Annotated in this window: 16 protein-coding genes; 10 read left to right on the forward strand and 6 right to left on the reverse strand. The window is 40.2% G+C overall.

The annotated features are described in order from the left end of the window. Nucleotides 1–4 precede the first annotated feature (4 nt). The 6 genes from atpB to C8D76_RS05655 all read right to left on the reverse strand — a co-directional run bounded on the left by atpB (nucleotide 5) and on the right by C8D76_RS05655 (nucleotide 6695). The gene (atpB, locus tag C8D76_RS05630; RefSeq protein WP_116631814.1) at nucleotides 5–799 is read right to left on the reverse strand and encodes a F0F1 ATP synthase subunit A; all 795 of its coding nucleotides are present in this window, start codon (nucleotides 797–799) and stop codon (nucleotides 5–7) included. Nucleotides 800–837: 38 nt separating this feature from the next. Continuing rightward, nucleotides 838–1218 (reverse strand): ATP synthase subunit I, encoded by a 381-nt coding sequence (locus tag C8D76_RS05635; protein ID WP_116631815.1) that lies wholly within the window; start codon nucleotides 1216–1218, stop codon nucleotides 838–840. Between the two features lie 234 nt (nucleotides 1219–1452). Continuing rightward, a complete protein-coding gene (gene rsmG / locus C8D76_RS05640) occupies nucleotides 1453–2088 on the reverse strand; it encodes a 16S rRNA (guanine(527)-N(7))-methyltransferase RsmG (protein ID WP_116631816.1) in 636 nt (211 codons plus the stop codon). Next, a complete protein-coding gene (mnmG, locus tag C8D76_RS05645) occupies nucleotides 2078–3967 on the reverse strand; it encodes a tRNA uridine-5-carboxymethylaminomethyl(34) synthesis enzyme MnmG (protein ID WP_116631817.1) in 1890 nt (629 codons plus the stop codon). The genes rsmG and mnmG overlap by 11 nt, the downstream gene beginning before the upstream one ends. 458 nt (nucleotides 3968–4425) lie before the next feature. Then, a complete protein-coding gene (locus C8D76_RS05650) occupies nucleotides 4426–4755 on the reverse strand; it encodes a DMT family transporter (protein ID WP_116631818.1) in 330 nt (109 codons plus the stop codon). Then, entirely contained in the window at nucleotides 4752–6695 is a 1944-nt protein-coding gene (locus tag C8D76_RS05655) for an ABC transporter ATP-binding protein (protein WP_116631819.1), read from the reverse strand. Before C8D76_RS05655 ends, C8D76_RS05650 begins: the two co-directional genes overlap by 4 nt. 237 nt (nucleotides 6696–6932) lie before the next feature. Between C8D76_RS05655 and glpT the strand changes: the two genes are divergently transcribed. The 10 genes from glpT to oadA all read left to right on the forward strand — a co-directional run bounded on the left by glpT (nucleotide 6933) and on the right by oadA (nucleotide 19551). Next, nucleotides 6933–8378 carry a glycerol-3-phosphate transporter gene (gene glpT, locus C8D76_RS05660; RefSeq protein WP_116631820.1) on the forward strand — a complete coding sequence of 482 codons (1446 nt, stop codon included), beginning with the start codon at nucleotides 6933–6935 and terminating at the stop codon, nucleotides 8376–8378. 120 nt (nucleotides 8379–8498) lie between these two features. Continuing rightward, on the forward strand, nucleotides 8499–9233 hold the full coding sequence (gene aphA / locus C8D76_RS05665) for an acid phosphatase AphA (protein WP_116631821.1): 735 nt from the start codon (nucleotides 8499–8501) through the stop codon (nucleotides 9231–9233). A 75-nt stretch (nucleotides 9234–9308) separates the two neighbouring features. Then, a complete protein-coding gene (glpQ, locus tag C8D76_RS05670) occupies nucleotides 9309–10409 on the forward strand; it encodes a glycerophosphodiester phosphodiesterase (RefSeq protein WP_116631822.1) in 1101 nt (366 codons plus the stop codon). A gap of 216 nt (nucleotides 10410–10625) precedes the next feature. After that, nucleotides 10626–12305 (forward strand): anaerobic glycerol-3-phosphate dehydrogenase subunit A, encoded by a 1680-nt coding sequence (glpA, locus tag C8D76_RS05675; RefSeq protein WP_116631823.1) that lies wholly within the window; start codon nucleotides 10626–10628, stop codon nucleotides 12303–12305. Next, nucleotides 12295–13587 carry a glycerol-3-phosphate dehydrogenase subunit GlpB gene (gene glpB, locus C8D76_RS05680; RefSeq protein ID WP_116631824.1) on the forward strand — a complete coding sequence of 431 codons (1293 nt, stop codon included), beginning with the start codon at nucleotides 12295–12297 and terminating at the stop codon, nucleotides 13585–13587. Before glpA ends, glpB begins: the two co-directional genes overlap by 11 nt. Nucleotides 13588–13597: 10 nt before the next feature. Next, nucleotides 13598–14878 carry an anaerobic glycerol-3-phosphate dehydrogenase subunit GlpC gene (gene glpC, locus C8D76_RS05685; RefSeq protein ID WP_116631825.1) on the forward strand — a complete coding sequence of 427 codons (1281 nt, stop codon included), beginning with the start codon at nucleotides 13598–13600 and terminating at the stop codon, nucleotides 14876–14878. A 208-nt stretch (nucleotides 14879–15086) separates the two neighbouring features. Further along, nucleotides 15087–16367 carry a sodium/C4-dicarboxylate transporter SdcA gene (sdcA, locus tag C8D76_RS05690; protein WP_116631826.1) on the forward strand — a complete coding sequence of 427 codons (1281 nt, stop codon included), beginning with the start codon at nucleotides 15087–15089 and terminating at the stop codon, nucleotides 16365–16367. 64 nt (nucleotides 16368–16431) lie between these two features. Then, nucleotides 16432–17277 carry a DUF5718 family protein gene (locus tag C8D76_RS05695; RefSeq protein ID WP_116631827.1) on the forward strand — a complete coding sequence of 282 codons (846 nt, stop codon included), beginning with the start codon at nucleotides 16432–16434 and terminating at the stop codon, nucleotides 17275–17277. Between the two features lie 192 nt (nucleotides 17278–17469). Beyond that, the gene (locus C8D76_RS05700) at nucleotides 17470–17733 is read left to right on the forward strand and encodes an oxaloacetate decarboxylase subunit gamma (RefSeq protein WP_116631828.1); all 264 of its coding nucleotides are present in this window, start codon (nucleotides 17470–17472) and stop codon (nucleotides 17731–17733) included. A gap of 12 nt (nucleotides 17734–17745) precedes the next feature. Beyond that, complete coding sequence (oadA, locus tag C8D76_RS05705; protein WP_116631829.1) at nucleotides 17746–19551, forward strand: sodium-extruding oxaloacetate decarboxylase subunit alpha; 1806 nt, start codon at nucleotides 17746–17748, stop codon at nucleotides 19549–19551. Nucleotides 19552–19555 lie beyond the last annotated feature (4 nt).

The raw sequence follows: 19555 nt of genomic DNA on the forward strand, positions 1-19555 counted from the left end.
GTTTCTAATGTTCCGCTTTATTATAGGCAATACCCAAATAAACCACGGTTAACATCATAAACACAAATGCTTGTAATACGATAACAAGAATGTGGAAAATTGCCCACGCCAATTGCAATGGAAGCCCTAATGCTGCCACCGCGATATTAGCACTATACATTACCGCAATAAGAATAAAGATTAATTCACCTGCATACATATTACCAAATAGACGTAATGCCAATGAAATTGGTTTAGAAATTAATGTTACAGTTTCAAGTAATAAGTTAACAGGAATAAATGCAGGGTGATTGAATGGGTGCATAGTATATTCTTTCACAAAACCACTCACACCTTTTGATTTTAAGGTATAGAAAATAATGAGGAAAAATACACCAATAGCAAGGCTGAATGTGATATTCATGTCCGCAGAAGGCACTGCACGCAGATGATTTACACCGAGCATATGTGCAAATTGTGGCAGATAATCAACAGGCACTAAGTCAATTAAGTTCATTAAGAACACCCACACAAAAATAGTTAATGCTAATGGGGCAACTAAAGTACGTTTACCGCTAAAGTTTTCTTTTACCACGCCATCAATCCATTCCACCAGCATTTCCACTACGCATTGCAGTTTGCCAGGCACACCAGTAGTCATTTTTTTGCCTACAGAATAAAAAATGCCTGAAAAAACTAACCCAGTAAGAACGGTAAAGAAAAGAGAGTCAAGATTGAAAGACCAAAAACCTTCGCCTGAAGTAAGGAAAGTAAGATGGTGTTGGATATATTCAATCGATGTTTGAGATTCACCTGACATAAGATTATCCTACAAATTATTAATAAATCTGTTTCTGATTAATGTTTCATATTTAGCGCAATGGGCAATAAATTATTTAACAGGATAAAAATAAAATATCCAATAAATAAGCCCGCAGGTTTTGGATTAAAGCACAAAAACGCTGCGATAAATAATCCTACTGTTAATACTAATTTCAAGCCTTCACTTTGATAGAGTACTTTGGCTTTGTGAGTTACTGGTTCATTTTTTTTTAAATATAAGGCAAAACCAATAAACCCAATTTGCGGTAAAAAAGCCACCAACGATCCCAAAAAAAATGAGATGAGTTGTTCTCTTGCCAAAAAAGCACAAAGTGCGGTCAAAATAAACAAAAAAATGAGTTCAATCGCAAACGCTTTGCGGTACAACTGCCTTGCATTAGTAAGTGCTAACGACATTAATCAAATTGCCTTTTGCGAACGAAAATGAAGGTTTGATTATACCCCTTGAAGTTTTGAATGCAACCTTTAAACTCACTCAAAAGGGTTAAATAACAGCAACTCAGTTCATTCTCTAAAATTTTGTAACAAACTGAATTCTAAAAAATTTACATAATTTTAACAATATAAATTCGAATTTTTACACCAATTATCTGCTGAATTGATTAATAAAACCGCACTTAGTAGCTTTTTTTACTTAATCAAAACTAAATGACGTTCAGCTTCTAGCTCTGGCACCGCTAGTTTAATCACTTGCTGAACACTGAATTTAGCCTCTAATTCTTGCACTTCTTCTGCATGATATTGCCCTTTTAAGGCATAAAACAAGCCATTTTTATTAGGTAAATGGTGACACCAATCGGTCATATCCTTCAAACTTGCAAAAGCGCGGCTCAGCACCCCATCAAATTGGTGATCGGGTTGAAATTCTTCCACACGGCTTAACACTGGTTCAACATTAGTCAGCCCCAATTCACGCACTGCATTACGAATAAAACTAATGCGTTTACCCAAACTATCAAGCAAGAAAAATTGCTTATCTGGATTGATAATCGCCAATGGCAAGCCAGGCAAACCAGGACCCGTGCCCACATCAATAAAATATTTACCTTGTAAATAAGGGCTAACAACAATACTATCCAAAATATGTTTTACCAACATTTCTTGTGGATCACGCACAGAGGTTAAATTGTATGCCTTATTCCATTTATTCAGCAACAACACCAGCTGAACCAGCTGATGCTTTTGCTGATCGGTAATCGAAAGTGCGGTCTGTTTTATCAGAATTTCGAGCTTTTTGCTTAATTCTAATTCAAGATTATTCGCCACGTTTAAGCATTCCTTGTTTTTTCAAATTCACTAATAAAATGGATATTGCAGCAGGCGTGATACCTGAAATACGGCTAGCTTGCCCGATTGACACAGGGCGATGTTGCTCTAATTTTGACCGCACTTCGTTAGATAAACCTGAAACTAAGGAATAATCGAAACGCGCTGGAATTGCGGTATTTTCATGGCGTTTTTGTTTTTCAATTTCATCTTGTTGATGTTCGATATAACCTTGATATTTAATCGCAATTTCCACTTGTTCCGCCGCTTGTTTATCCGCTAAAGCCGGCGCATAAGCTGCGGTTTGTGTGAGTTTATCGTAAGTGATTTCTGGACGGCGTAATAAATCTTCACCGCTGGCTTCACGAGTTAACGGCGTATTCACCAATTGATTAATTTCCGCTAAATGCGCTGATTGTGGATGAATCCAAATTTGTTTTAGGCGTTCATGCTCTTTGGCAATATTGTCCATTTTTTCGTTAAATCGCGCCCAACGTGCTTCATCAATCAAACCTAATTCATGAGCAATTGGCGTTAAACGAACATCCGCATTATCTTCGCGCAATAATAAACGGTATTCAGCACGAGAAGTGAACACGCGGTATGGTTCTTTTGTGCCAAGGGTGCAAAGATCATCAACTAAGACGCCAATATAAGCCTGATCACGGCGTGGGAACCAAGAATCTTTTTCTTGAACAAACAAGCCTGCGTTAATACCTGCTAACAAACCTTGTGCTGCCGCTTCTTCATAACCAGTGGTACCATTGATCTGACCTGCAAAAAATAAACCATTGATCGCCTTGGTTTCTAAAGTGGGTTTGAGATCACGCGAATCAAAATAATCATATTCAATGGCATAACCTGGTTTTACGATACGTGTATTTTCCAGCCCTTTCATGGAATTAACGATGCCCATTTGTACATCAAATGGCAAGCTGGTTGAAATCCCATTTGGATAAACTTCATTTGACGTTAAACCTTCTGGTTCAAGATAAATTTGGTGCGAAGTGCGGTCGGCAAAACGCATAACTTTATCTTCAATAGAAGGGCAATAGCGTGGACCAATTCCCTCGATCACCCCAGCATACATTGGACTGCGATCCAAATTTTTACGGATCACGTCGTGGGTTTTTTCATTGGTATGAGTAATAAAACAAGGAATTTGGCGAGGATGTTGATCCACCGATCCCATAAAAGAGAAAACCGGTAATTCTGCATCGCCATGTTGTTTGGCTAACACATCAAAATTAATAGTGCGCGCATCTAAACGTGGTGGTGTACCAGTTTTTAAACGATCAACACGCAAACCGAGATCACGCAAACGTTCTGACAACATAACAGAAGCGGGATCACCTGCACGCCCCCCTGCATAATGATTTAAACCAATATGGATCTTTCCTGCTAAAAATGTGCCTGCAGTTAAAATTACCGCTTTGGCACGGAATTTTAAACCCATTTTGGTTGCAACACCGGCCATACGTTGTTGTTCTAATAAAATATCAGTGGCTTCTTGTTGGAAAATATCTAAATTTGGTTGATTTTCAAGGGCTTGGCGCACAGCTTGGCGATATAATACGCGATCCGCCTGAGCACGAGTAGCACGTACAGCAGGGCCTTTACTGCTATTTAAGGTACGAAATTGAATTCCTGCTTGATCGGCAGCAGTTGCCATTAATCCGCCCATAGCATCAACTTCTTTGACTAAATGCCCTTTGCCGATCCCACCAATGGCTGGGTTACAAGACATTTGCCCTAATGTATCAACATTATGGGTTAATAAAAGGGTTTTTAACCCCATACGAGCAGGGGCTAAAGCTGCTTCGGTTCCAGCGTGACCACCACCGATCACGATCACATCGTAATTTTCTGTGTAAAACATAATAGCCTTATTATTTCCTATCTGTTAAAAGAGTCAGGATCGCTTTCACCGATCGCAGTTTGAGATGACCGCATATTCTACTGAAATTTAGCCTTGCTTGAAAGGAAGAATTGTATCAACTGAAAAAATAGATCAAAAAGATCGTGGTGCTAATAATATAAGATCTTTTTTATATATAAAGATCTAATTATTATTGTTATTAGGATCCACTGATCCTTGTGAGTAAGGCAAATTTCACCTAAAAAATGAAGCAGTTAGATCAAAATGGATCTTGTGTATGATTTTGATCTTTACAGTAAAAATATTGTGTATAGAAATGGGTTTTATCCACAGAGTGTTGAAGTTTTATTTTTATCCCAGTGCAAAACACAGGTTATAAAGCCTTTTTTAAGTGAGTTATACACAGGATGAAAATAAAAAAATGCGATTAAAATAACCGCACTTTGTTGTTTTTTTGGTTAATGTGTAGCGCTCGAAAATAAATTTATTACTAATACGCCGGCTAAAATTAGCCCAATGCCAATGAAATCAGAAAGGGATAATTTTTGTCCAAAAATAAAGTAGCCAATAGTTGAAGTCAAAACGATGCCTATGCCAGACCACACGGCGTAAACGATGCCGATTGGTAAGGTTTTTGAAATGATCGATAGTAAATAAAGTGAGCATACAAAGGCGATAATGGCGATAGCCGTAGGGATTGGTTTAGTAAAGCCTTCACTGGCTTTAATACAATTTGTCCCCGTAACTTCAATAACAATCGCAAAAGCGAGTAAAATCCACGGGTTCATTCATTTTCTCCTAACATTTTTTCCAGTTCTTCTTGGGCGGCGAGCCAGCCTGCTTCGATGTGATCGAGCAATTTTTTAGCCTCTACTTGATCTGCCAAAAGTGCGGTCAATTTTTCTTTATTTTCTGAATGATAAAGCTCAGTGTCGCCCAGTTGCGTTTCAATATCGTGCAATTGTTGGCTGAGTTTATCCATTTCCATTTCAAATTTAGCAATTTGCTTACGGATTGGCGCGGTTTGTTGGCGCAGCTCCGCTTCACGGCGTTTTTGTTCTTTGCGGTTGCTATTTGAATTTTCATGATCTGTTTTCAAAACTTCGTCATTTTTGACCGCACTTTTTTGCTCATTGCGCTGTTGGGCGTTGATATCATTCAGCCATTTGGCGTAATCATCTAAATCACCGTTAAATTCTTCCACTTGCTGATCGTGTACCAAATAAAATTCTTCCACCGTGTTGCGTAATAAATGACGATCGTGAGACACCACCACCAGCGATCCTTGATAATCCACTAAAGCTTCGGTTAAAGCTTGGCGCATATCAAGATCCAAATGGTTAGTTGGTTCATCAAGCAGCAGTAAATTCGGGCGTTGCCATACGATCAATGCCAGCACAAGGCGGGCTTTTTCGCCGCCAGAAAATAATTTAACAGGATCGTTAACTTTATCGCCGTGGAAAGCAAAGCTGCCAAGATAATTGCGCAATTCTTGCTCTGTTTGCTGTGGTGAGAGTTTTTGTAAATGCCACAATGGGGATTCATCGGCACGCAAGGTATCAAGCTGATATTGCGCAAAGTAGCCAAGTTGAACGCCTTTTGCCAGTTGAACGGTGCCTGAAAGTGCGGTTAATTCTTGAGCTAAAAGTTTGATCAGCGTTGATTTACCTGCCCCATTTTTACCAAGCAAGCCAATGCGTGATCCGGGAACGAGATTAAGCTTAATTTTTTGTAAAATTTTGACCGCACTTTCGCCAATGCCATAACCTGCGGATGCTTTATCTATCATCACCAATGGATTAGGCAATGACAAAGGTTCACGAAATTCAAAGCTAAATGGATTATCTACATGCGCTGGCGCAATCAATTCCATTCGTTCTAAGGCTTTCATACGACTTTGGGCTTGTTTTGCTTTGGTGGCTTTTGCCTTGAAACGATCGATATATTTTTGTAAATGAGCTACTTTTTCCTGTTGTTGGCGGAAAAGTGCGGTCTGTTGCGACAATTTTTCTGCACGTTGCAGTTCGAAAGAAGAATAATCGCCGGTGTATTCATTCAGTTTTTGATTTTCAATATGAATAATTTTGTTCACGATGGAATCAAGAAAATCGCGATCATGAGAAATTAAAATTAATGTGCCTTGATATTGTGTCAGCCAACGTTCTAACCAAATGACTGCATCTAAATCTAAGTGGTTAGTGGGTTCATCAAGTAACAATAAATCGGATGGACAAAGCAATGCTTGCGCTAAATTTAAGCGCATACGCCAACCCCCAGAAAAGGATTTCACGGAGTGGTTAAGCGTTTCTTGGGAAAATCCCAAACCATGTAGCAGACTTGCCGCACGGGATTGAATCGTCCAAGCATCAATTGTGTCCAATTGTTCATGAATGCGAGCAATCGCATCGCCGTCATTTTTTTCGTTTGCTTGAATAAGGGCTTTTTGCAAACGGCAATATTCGCGATCACCTTCAATGACGTAATCAAGGGCAGACATATCTAATGCAGGCGTTTCTTGATTCACCCAAGATATCGCCCAGTTGGCAGGGTAACTGACTTCGCCACCTTCAGCTTGCATTTCTTTTTTGAGTAAAGCAAAAAGTGATGATTTACCACAGCCATTTTTGCCCACTAACCCGACTTTTTGCTTGGGATTAATCGTTGCGTTGGCATCTTCAAGTAGAATGTTGAGCCCGCGTTTTAAGGTAACATTTGAGAAAAAAATCATAATTATAAGTATAAAAAGGATAATGACAGCTATTTTCCTTTTTTTAACTGCTTTTGCAATGATTTATTTTTCCTCTAATTTATCAATTTTTGTTAAAAATTTGTGATTAGGATCACAAGTTGTAAAAAAAGACGTTTTTATATCAAATTTTTTGAAGTATCTTACCCCGTTGCAAACACAAGTGGTTTGGGTTTAGTAGAAAACTCAAGTGTAATTTTATTGACCTAGGAGTTTATTATGTTTGGTCCTTTTAAACCGGCTCCGCATATTGCAGAGCTACCTGCAGATAAAGTTGACGCAAGATATAAATTTTTGCGTTGGCAAGTTTTTGCGGGCATTTTCTTTGGCTATGCCGCTTATTATTTTGTGCGTGCTAACTTTGACTTAGCACAAAAGGGATTGATCGAAGCTGGAATGTATAACAAGGCAGAACTCGGTATTATTGGTACTGGGGCAGGCCTTGCGTATGGTTTATCAAAATTTGTAATGGCGAGTGTTTCAGACCGCTCTAACCCAAAAGTATTTTTACCATTTGGTTTATTGCTTTCTGGTCTTTGTATGACAATGATGGGGTTAATGCCTTGGGCAACTTCAGGCATTGCTGTCATGTTTGTGATGATTTTCTTAAATGGTTGGTTCCAAGGAATGGGATGGCCGCCATGTGGTCGTACAATGGTTCACTGGTGGTCTAAATCTGAACGTGGAACTATCGTATCAATCTGGAACTGTGCGCACAATGTTGGTGGTATGGTACCGGGTGCAATGGTGTTATTAGCAAGCGCCATTTACTTTAGCAACACAGGCGAACAAGCCACTGCAAAAGATGTATGGCAACAAGCACTTTATTATCCAGGTATTGCCGCAATGATTGCCGCTATTCCTGTTTATCTTGTCATGAAAGATACGCCACAATCTTGTGGTTTACCGCCAGTAGAAAAATGGCGTAACGACTATCCTGATGGCTATAACGAAGAAACCTCAGAAAAAGATTTAACCACAAAAGAAATCTTCGTTACTTATGTGCTTAAAAATAAATTATTATGGTACATCGCCATTGCTAACGTATTCGTTTATTTAATTCGTTATGGCGTATTGAAATGGTCTCCAGTGTACTTAGGCGAAGTAAAACACTTCAACATTAAAGGAACGGCGTGGGCTTATACCATTTATGAATTAGCCGCTATTCCAGGCACATTATTATGTGGTTGGGTATCAGATAAACTCTTCAAAGGTAAACGTGGTTTAACGGGCTTTATCTTCATGATTTTAACCACAATTGCGGTTTTTGCATTATGGAAAAACCCAGCAACTCCTGAAGCGGAATTAGCCTTATATGAAGGTAAACCATTCTATGAAAACCCATACCAATTAATGGACTTCATTTTAATGACAACAGTTGGTTTCTTAATTTATGGTCCTGTTATGTTAATTGGTTTACACGCCCTTGAGTTAGCACCTAAAAAAGCAGCGGGTACATCAGCAGGTTTCACAGGGTTATTTGGCTACCTAGGTGGGACAGTTTCTGCATCAGCAGTAGTAGGTTGGGCTGCAGAATATTATGGCTGGGACGGTGGTTTCTATGTGATGATCACTGGGGGGATTTTATCTATCATCCTAATGCTGATTGTTATGCTTGAAGAAGGCAAACATAAAGCGAAATTAGGTGATCACTACGGCAAATAATGGCTGATAGATTAACGAGGAAGAGTTTTTATGCTCTTCCTTTTTTTAACTAGCTATTTCAACATTGCTGATTTTTATTGAAGTTTAATAATGATTAATAAGTAAAAGACGAAGGAGAATATGATGTCTTTGTTTAAATTGAGTTTAATTGGTTTAAGTGTTGCGGCTATGGCTTTTTCAGTTAATGCAAAAGGCCCTAAACTACCTTATACCCACCAAGGGGTGACTGCCATTGATTATAGCCATGAAAAAGATGTGAAATGGGTTTCAGTAGAAGACATTGCACAGCAGTTAAAAGGCAAACCACCAATAACGGTTAGCCTTGATATTGATGATACAACGCTATTTTCTTCTCAATGTTTCTATTACGGTAAAAAAACATTCTCGCCTGATAGCATGGATTATTTACATGACCAAGCATATTGGAATTTTGTCGCCGATGGATGTGACAAATATTCTATTCCAAAAGAATCTGCAAAACGCATTATTGATATGCATCAAGCACGTGGCGATCAAATTATTTTCATTACAGGCCGCACACCACACGTCAATCATAAAGCGGGTCAAATTGATCAATTAGGGCTTATTTTGCAACAAGCTTTCCAAATCAAAAATATGCAACCAATCAATTACACCAAAGATACCCCCGTTGAGCCTTATAAATACGACAAAACAAAATATATTGTCGATCATAAAGTGGCTATTCATTATGGTGATAGTAATGATGATATTCTCGCTGCTCGTGAAGCCGGCATTCGCGGTATTCGTGTCATTCGCTCCGCTGCCAGCACCAACCGTCCATTGCCATTAAGCGGTGGTTATGGTGAAGAAGTGATTGTAGATTCTTCTTACTAAAAGAATATTTAGTAATATATTGCTGAAATTAAAGCATTTTTAACCGCACTTTCTTCTTTAAAATAGGAGACTTTTATGAAACTAAAAACCGTACTCACCTTAATGACATTGGCAACATTAACCGCTTGCAGCAATCAAGCTCAAGTGCAACAAGCCAATAATAAGGATAAGTTAGTTATTGCCCATCGTGGTGCAAGTGGCTACTTACCTGAGCATACACTAGAAAGTAAAGCACTCGCTTTTGGTCAAAAGGCAGATTATCTTGAGCAAGATTTAGTGATGACAAAAGATAATCGCTTAATTGTCATTCATGATCACTTTTTAGATGGTTTAACTGATGTGGCGAAAAAATTCCCTAACCGCAAGCGTGCAGATGGGCGTTATTATGTAATGGATTTCACTTTAAAAGAAATTCAAACATTAGAAATGACGGAAAACTTTAAAACAGAAAATGGTAAACAACAACAGGTTTACCCAAATCGTTTCCCTATGTTTAAGTCTCATTTTGTCATTCATACTTTTGAAGATGAACTTGAATTTATCCAAGGTTTAGAAAAATCAACGGGTAAAAAAATAGGTATTTATCCTGAAATCAAAGCACCGTGGCTACATCACAAAGAAGGTAAAGATATTGCCAAAGCAACCTTAGAAGTGTTGAAAAAATATGGTTATGATAAAAAATCAGATATGGTATATTTGCAAACCTTTGATTTTAATGAATTAAAACGGATAAAAACTGAATTAATGCCAAAAATGGGGATGAATTTAAAATTAGTCCAATTAATTGCTTATACGGATTGGCATGAAACAGAGGAAAAAAATGCTAAAGGAAAATGGGTAAATTATAGCTATGATTGGATGTTTAAAGATGGCGCAATGACGGAAGTCGCAAAATATGCCGATGGTGTAGGCCCCGCTTGGTATATGTTAGTCGATGATAAAAACTCTAAATTAGGTGATGTGAAATATACTCCGATGGTGCAAGATATTGCGAAAACAAAAATGGAATTACATCCTTACACAGTACGTAAAGATGCATTACCGCCATTTTTCACTAACATCAATCAAATGTATGACGCGCTTTACAACAAAGTGGGCGCGACAGGAGTGTTTACCGATTTCCCTGATTTAGCAGTGAAATTTTTGGGCAAAGATAAAGACTGCGCACAAAAATAACTAATTTGCTTTATTTATAATCATGAAGTGCGGTCAAAAATAATGAAAAATTTGACCGCACTTTTGTTTTAACGATTGTTTTGTTTATAAACATCAGTTTGGAAATTTAGTGATCTTGTTCACAAATCCTAGTCAAATTTGAGTATTTCTTCTTTTAGGGGAGTAAGATACAGTAAAATTTGTTGTACTTTTTCTTTATTTGTCTGTGGGGGCATTATGGCAATGTCATATCTTTATAAAAACGTGGGCGATTTCTCACCTGTCAACACCGATGTGATTATTATTGGTGGTGGAGCAACAGGGGCTGGAATTGCGCGCGACTGTTCATTACGCGGCTTAAAATGCATTTTATTAGAACGCCGCGACATCGCAACGGGCGCCACAGGGCGCAATCATGGGTTATTACATAGTGGTGGTCGTTATGCGGTTAATGACCGTGAATCGGCAGAAGAATGTATCAAAGAGAATTTGATTTTAAAAAATATTGCGCGCCACTGTGTGGATGATACCAAAGGTTTATTTATTACCTTGCCAGAAGATGATTTAAATTATCAAAAAACATTTATTGAGGCTTGTACAGCATCGGGCATTGAAGCGGTAGCCATTGATCCTGATTTAGCCCGTTATATGGAACCTTCCGTTAATCCTAATTTAGTGGGGGCAGTGGTGGTGCCTGATGGTTCCATCGATCCATTCCGTTTAACCGCGGCAAATATGATGGATGCAACCGAGCACGGCGCACAAGTTTTTACCTATTGCGAAGTGAAAGGCTTAATCCGCGAAGGCGGTAAAGTGATTGGGGTTCAGGTGTACGATCATAAAAATGCGGTGGAACGTCAATTCTTCGCGCCAATGGTGGTGAATGCAGGGGGAATTTGGGGGCAAGGAATTGCGGAATACGCGGACCTTAAAATTCGCATGTTTCCAGCCAAAGGCGCATTACTTGTGATGGGGCACCGCATTAATAAATTGGTTATTAACCGTTGCCGCAAACCTGCGGATGCAGATATTTTAGTACCCGGCGATACCATTTGTGTTATTGGCACGACTTCAGAACGCATTCCTTATGATCAAATTGATAATATGGAAATTACCCCTGAAGAAGTGGATATTTTATTCCGTGAAGGGGAAAAACTGGCTCCAAGTTTGCGCCATACTCGCGTATTACGCGCCTATGCGGGCGTGCGCCCGTTGGTGGCAACCGATGATGATCCATCGGGTCGTAATGTCAGCCGCGGTATCGTGTTGCTTGACCATGCCGAGCGCGATGGATTGGACGGTTTTATCACTATCACAGGTGGTAAATTAATGACTTATCGTTTAATGGCTGAATGGGCAACGGATTTAGTGTGCAAAAAATTAAACGTGAATAAAAAATGTGAAACGGCTGACCGCACTTTGCCGGGTTCTGATGAAAGCCGCGATGAAATAAATAAAAAAATTATCAATATTCCAAAAACCATTAGCAGTTCCGCGGTCTATCGCCATGGCACACGGGCTAAACCAATGCTTGAGAATGAACGTTTAGATCGCTCTTTAGTGTGCGAATGCGAAGCGGTGACGGCAGGCGAAGTGCGTTATGCCGTTGAACAACTTAATGTGAATAATTTGGTGGATTTACGCCGCCGCACTCGTGTGGGTATGGGTACTTGCCAAGCTGAACTTTGCGCTTGCCGTGCGGCTGGATTAATGGCGCGTTTTGACGTGGCAACTGCAAGCCAATCTACGATGCAGCTAAATTCATTTATGGAAGAACGTTGGCGCGGTATTCAGCCCATTGCTTGGGGCGAAGCCATGCGCGAAGCAGAATTTACCAGCTGGATTTACCAAAGTTTACTCGGTTTAAATGATGTTCAACCACAAGCGGTAGAAGGAGTGAACAACAATGAATTTTGATGTCGTGATTATTGGCGGCGGCCTTGCAGGTTTAACTTGTGGTATCGCGTTACAACAGCAAGGCAAACGTTGTGCGATTGTGAATAATGGCCAAGCCGCAATTGATTTTGCTACGGGTTCAATGGATTTATTATCACGTTTGCCAAATGGCGAAAATGTTGTCAATTTTGACCGCGCTTTTGATGCTTTAAAAGCACAAATGCCAACCCATCCTTATTGTTTGATTGGCAAATCGCAAGTGATTGAAAAAGCCAAAGAATTTGAAGTGTTAGCGCAAAAATTAAAATTAGGCTTGTTGGGCTCTGTTGAACAAAATCATCATCGTGTCACGCCATTAGGCGGGTTGCGAGCAACATGGCTTTCACCCAATAGTGTGCCAACGGTGATGGCAAATAAAGCATTAAGTTACAACAGCATTGCGATTTTAGGCATTGAAGGCTATCACGATTTCCAACCGCAATTATTAGCGGATAATTTATTGCAGCAACCGCAATTCGCTCAGATGTCTATTCGCACGGGCTATTTACGCATTCCTGAGTTAGATTTTTTGCGCCAACAATCCCGCGAATTTCGTAGCGTGCATATTGCGCAATCTTTAGAGCAAAATATTGTATTTAAAGCCTTAATTCAAGAAATTGAACTCGAGGCGAAAGATGTTGATGCGGTTTTCTTGCCCGCTTGCTTTGGTTTGGATAGCCAAGAATTCTTTAATCGTTTGCAAGACAGCACTTCACTACAATTGTTTGAATTACCAACCTTGCCGCCATCATTATTAGGTGGTCGCCAGCACAAATTACTACGTCAACGTTTTGAAAGCCTTGGTGGCACGATGATGAATGGCGATAGAGCCTTGCGAGCAGAGTTTGAAGGTGATCGAGTAAAACAAATTTTCACGCAAATTCATGAAAACGAACCCATTAGCGCAACGCATTTTGTCTTGGCATCGGGCAGTTTTTTTAGCAATGGTTTGGTGTCAGAATTTGATGATATTTATGAACCAGTATTCCATGCTGATATGGTTAAAACGGAACAATTTGACCCAACAAATCGTTTTACCTGGACGACAAAACGTTTTGCTTCAGCGCAGCCATATCAATCTGCTGGTGTGGTGATTAATGAACATTGTCAGCTACAAAAGTGCGGTCAAAAAATTGAAAATTTATATGCAGTAGGTTCGGTAATTGGTGGCTATAATGCCATTGAATTGGGCTGTGGTTCTGGGGTTGCAGTCGTTTCTGCGCTGACTGTTGCTGATCATATTTTAGCGAATTTAGCGCAATAAGGAGGCAGTTATGAATATTCAAGAACTCATTGCCAATGCGCAAAAAGAATTAGATTCTGCACCATTGCAACATCACGCGCATACAGACGAAAGTTTTGAACATTGTTTGAAATGTACCGCTTGTACGGCAGTTTGCCCCGTGACCAAGGTTAATCCATTTTATCCAGGGCCGAAACAATCGGGCCCTGATGGCGAACGGCTGCGTTTAAAATCAGCGGATTTTTATGATGAAGCGCTGAAATATTGCTTAAACTGCAAACGCTGCGAAGTGGCTTGTCCGTCAGATGTAAAAATTGGTGATATTATTGTGCGTGCGCGCAATAAACATATTGATCGCCAACACAAATCTGCTGTGCATAAATTACGCGATGCCATTTTGAGTAATACCGATATTATGGGCTCTCTCAATACGCCATTAGCGCCGATTGTGAATACCATTACAGGCTTGAAAGCAACTAAATTTTTGCTAGAAAAAACTATTGGCGTGAGCAAACATCGTCAGTTGCCTAAATATGCTTTTGGCACATTCCGAAATTGGTATTTGAAAAAAATGGCGGCGGAACAAGCCAAATATAATCATAAAATTGCTTATTATCATGGCTGTTATGTGAATTATAACAATCCGCAATTAGGCAAAGAGCTGATTGATGTTTTCAATGCATTAGATATTGGCGTGGTGTTGTTAGAAAAAGAGAAATGCTGTGGCTTGCCATTAATGGTGAACAGTTTTCCTGAACGCGCTAAAAAAATTGCCCAATTTAATACCGATTACATTGAAAAAATGGTAGATGAAAATGGCTTAGATGTGATTGGAGAGGCGTCAAGTTGCACCCTAAATCTGCGTGATGAATATCATCATATTTTGGGCATAGACAATGTGAAAGTGCGTCCGCATATTCATATGGTTACCCCGTATTTATTCAAATTGTTTGAACAAGGCAAAAAACTGCCACTGAAACCATTGAAATTACGTGTCGCCTATCACACTGCTTGCCATGTGGAAAAAGCAGGCTGGGCGCCTTACACTTTAGAAGTGTTAAAACAAATTCCTGAGTTAGAAATTGTGATGTTGCCAAGCCAATGTTGTGGTATTGCAGGAACTTATGGTTTTAAAGCTGAGAATTATGAGAAATCACAAGCGATAGGTAAAAACTTGTTTGAAAATATTAATGCCGGTGGTTTTGATTATGTAGTTTCAGAATGTCAAACCTGTAAATGGCAAATTGATATGTCAAGTAATGTCACCTGTGTTCATCCTATCACCCTGTTGGCTATGTCTTTGGCGCGTTAATTTAACAATTCAGGTATTTTATAGCACGTATTTTTATGCGTGCTTTTTTATTTGTTATTTATAGTGAAACTCGAATAAAAACAGACGGTAAAACAGCAAAAGTGCGGTCTGATTTTTCATTATTTTTTGGCGGTATAACAATAATTTTCAATGATCAGCGATTGTTCAGCTATAATGAGCCAATTTTGATATTTATTCGGAGTTTATTATGACCCCAAGTGCCATTACACTTTGTTTTCTCGTGTTCGCCATTATTATGTTCGCATGGGAAAAATTACCGCTTGCAGTAACAGCGATGATTGTTTGCGTGGGATTATCGCTTTCAGGTGTGCTCCCCCAAAAAGATGCTTTTCTTGGTTTTGTTGACACCAATGTGATCTTATTTGCGGCAATGTTTATTATTGGCGGTGCGCTGTTTGAAACGGGGATGGCGAATAAAATTGGTGGAATTGTCACTAAATTTACCACCAGCGAATTAAAGCTAATGACGGTATTAATGGTTATTACTGGCTTGATGTCTGCGGTGCTATCTAATACAGGCACTGCAGCTATTTTAATTCCTGTGATTTTAGGTATTTCAGTTAAATCTGGCTTTGCCCGCTCTCGTCTATTAATGCCAATGGCATTCGCCTCAACCTTGGGCGGCAACTTATCTCTCATTGGTTCACCGAATAATCTGGTGGTGCAAGGGGTGCTAGAAAATGCAGGACATAAATTTGGTTTCTTTGAATATGCCAAAATCGGCATTCCAATGCTGATTATTGGCGTATTATTTTTTGTCTTTATTGGTTATCGTTTATTGTCACAAAAAGAAAATAGCAGCACAAACGACAATGATGTTCACGTGTTTCATCGCCACGATAACCCTATTCCGAAATGGAAACAGTGGGTCTCATTTGCCGTGTTAATGGCAACGTTATTTGCCATGGTGTTTGAGGATGTAATTGGCATCAAACTGTATTTATCCGCTTGTGTTGGCGCATTAATTTTGGTGATTTTGCGTGTAATTACCGAAAAACAAGCCTATGAAGCGATTGATAGCCAAGTGATCTTCTTATTTGCGGGTACGCTTGCCTTGGCGGAAGCCCTAAAACGCACAGGGGCGGGTGCCGATATTGCCCACACCATTATAGGCTGGCTGGGCCCTCAGGCGAATTCGCATTTATTATTACTCACTATCCTATTATTAAGCTGTGCGCTAACCAATTTTATGTCTAACACCGCCACGGCAGCATTATTAGCGCCAATTGGGCTTTCCATTGCGCAAACATTGGGTGCCGATCCCCGTGCTGTATTAATGGCGGTGGTGGTGGGTTCATCGTGCGCTTTTGCCACCCCTATTGGTACGCCAGCGAACACGATGATTTTATCTGTCGGGCGTTATCGTTTCGGTGATTACGCAAAAGTGGGCGTGCCGTTAATTATGATTATGATCGCAGTGAGTATGGTTTTATTACCTATTTTCTTCCCATTTTTTCCACAACAATAATCAATTAAGCGCAGACTCAAGCTAGAGTATGCGCTTTTTATTTCCGTTATTTAAGGAGAATAAAATGTTAAATCAAAGGTTTATTGGCTTAGGCGTGGCAGGCAATTTTGCAGGACACCTTGAGCAAGCTGGCGAAGCGGCTGATTTTATGAATGTAAAAACACAAGAAGCAATACAGCCCAAAGCGATTTTCCCTTTTTATGTTCCCTGTGAAAAACTCGATGATCTCACCCAGTTTCTCACGGTTTTTCCACTTTCATCAACGCAATTAAATTTCCCCAAAGACGCGGATAATTTACAGATTGAGCCTGAAATTGCGCTTATTTGTGATGTGAAATATACAAATGAAAAAACAGGCAAAAAAGTCACCGCACTTTTGCCGACTCATTTTGCTGCTTACAACGATTGTTCCATTCGCCGCCCGAATGCGCGCAAAATTTCAGAGAAAAAGAACTGGGGCAATCATTCAAAAGGTATGGCTAGCCATTGGATTGCCTTAGATCAATTTACTGCAGGCGGCAACATTGATGATTATCGCATTGCTTGCTTCCACAAACGCAATGGTAAACTCAATGAATACGGTGTGGATAGCCCTGCCGTGGGTTATAGTTATTTCCATGAAAAACTGCTGAACTGGATTGTTGATCACATGAATAATCAGCCTGACGAAGGACCAATGAACAATATTGCCCATTTGCTCCAACAAGCGGATTACCCAAGCAAAGCTGTCATCAGCATCGGCGCCACGCGTTATACGGAATTTGGTGAAAGCAACTATCTACAAATTGGCGATAAAGCCATGGTAGTGGTTTACAACGGCAAACAACACACCCACAAACAAATTTTAGAAATGGCAGAAAAAGAACAATTCGCCAGCAACATTTCCGCTTTAATACAAACGGTAAGCTAAAAAAGTGCGGTCAAATTTTTAAAATTTTGACCGCACTTTTGTTTTAAATTTTCCTTTCATTTTGAATTACAATAATTTTCCGAAAGAAAATCTTGTGCAGATTTTCTTATTGTGATCTCGGTCACAGATCGGCTGAAACGAATTCAGTAGAATAAACTGGCGATTTTAAAAGCAAAAAAGAAGGAAATAAAAATGACCCCAGCAGAGCTGTTTGGTGAAGGGATAAACCTAATGTTATCGGGTATGGGTTTTGTACTTGTATTTTTGCTCATTCTTATTTTGGCGATTAGAGTGAGTTCCACCCTGATTAATCGGTTTTTTCCAGAACCTATTCCCACTCCAAAAACACAACAAAATTCGACCGCACTTTCTGCGTCAACAAGTGATTTAGAGCGTCTTCGCCCCGTCATTGTTGCCGCTATTGCACATCATCGTCGTTCTCAAGGCTTAAATTAATAAGGATATGTTATGACTAAAAAAATTAAAATTACTGATGTTGTTCTTCGTGATGCACATCAATCTCTTTTTGCAACACGTTTACGTCTTGATGATATGTTGCCGATTGCGGCGGAATTGGATGATATTGGTTATTGGTCGCTTGAAGCTTGGGGCGGAGCAACCTTTGACAGCTGTATCCGTTTTTTAGGCGAAGACCCGTGGGTGCGTTTGCGTGAATTGAAAAAAGCTTGCCCAAAAACCCCATTGCAAATGTTGCTGCGCGGGCAAAATCTTTTAGGTTATCGTCATTATGCTGATGATGTGGTAGATCGCTTTGTGGAACGCTGTGTCGCCAATGGTATGGATGTATTCCGCGTGTTTGATGCATTGAACGATCCGCGCAATATGAAAGCCGCATTGCAAGCGGTGAAGAAAAACGGCGGTCATGCTCAAGGCACATTAAGTTATACCACAAGCCCTGTTCATACGCTACAAACTTGGTTAGATACCACGGAGCAATTGCTTGAAATTGGTGTAGATAGCCTTGTGATCAAAGATATGTCGGGCATTTTAAACCCAATGGCAGCGGCAGAATTAGTGGGTGAAATTAAAAAACGCTTTGATGTGCAACTGCATTTACATTGTCACGCAACCACAGGTATGTCAGAAATGGCGTTATTGAAAGCCATTGAAGCAGGTGTGGATGGCGTAGATACGGCGATTTCTTCTATGTCTGGCACCTATGGGCATCCAGCCACCGAAGCGATAGTCGCCACCTTGCAAGGTACTGAATTTGACACAGGATTGGATATTCCGCGCTTAGAAAAAATTGCGGCTTATTTCCGTAATGTACGCAAAAAATATGCCAAATTTGAAGGACAATTGCGTGGCGTGGACAGCCGTATTCTTGTGGCACAAGTGCCGGGCGGCATGCTAACAAACCTTGAAAGCCAATTAAAACAACAAAATGCTAGCGATAAACTTGATCTTGTATTAGAAGAAATTCCTAAAGTTCGCAAAGACTTAGGCTATATTCCATTGGTCACGCCAACCTCGCAAATTGTGGGCACACAAGCAGTGATTAACGTGTTAATGGGTGAACGCTATAAAACTATCGCAAAAGAAACAGCAGGCATCTTGAAAGGGGAATACGGCAAAACCCCAGCGCCCGTTGATTCAGCATTGCAAGCTCGTGTGCTTGAAGGCGCACAGCCAATGACAGACCGCCCAGCTGATCATATTGCCCCTGAAATGGCAAAAATTGAAGCAGAAGTGGTTGCAACTGCGAAAGAAAAAGGCGTGAAATTGGCAGAAAATACCGTTGATGATGCGTTAATTGTTGCCTTATTCCCACAAATCGCTTGGAAATTCCTAGAAAATCGTGATAACCCATCAGCCTTTGAGCCTGCACCAACGGCAGAAAGCGCGGTGGAAAAAAATACTGAAAAATCGACCGCACTTGCAGCGGCTAAAGCGCCTGCGGGTTCAGCCGTTTATATGGTGGAATTAGAAGGCAAAGCCTTTGTTGTGAAAGTGAGTGAAGGTGGCGATGTTTCTGCAATTACGCCAGCTGCCGCACCAGCAACAACCCCAACGCCAGCAGCACCTGCACCGTCTGCAGAAGGTGTGCCTGTTACTGCACCAATGGCTGGGAATATTTGGAAAGTGGTGGCGACTGAAGGTCAAACTGTCGCAGCGGGTGATGTGTTATTTATTCTCGAAGCAATGAAAATGGAAACCGAAGTGAAAGCTGCGCAAGCAGGCACTGTTCGTGGCATTCAAGTGAAAGCGGGTGATGCGGTGGCTGTGGGCGATACCGTGATGACCTTAGCTTAAGGAG

Origin of the sequence: Alitibacter langaaensis DSM 22999, from assembly GCF_003096995.1 — a bacterium.
Taxonomy (GTDB): Bacteria; Pseudomonadota; Gammaproteobacteria; order Enterobacterales; family Pasteurellaceae; genus Exercitatus; species Exercitatus langaaensis.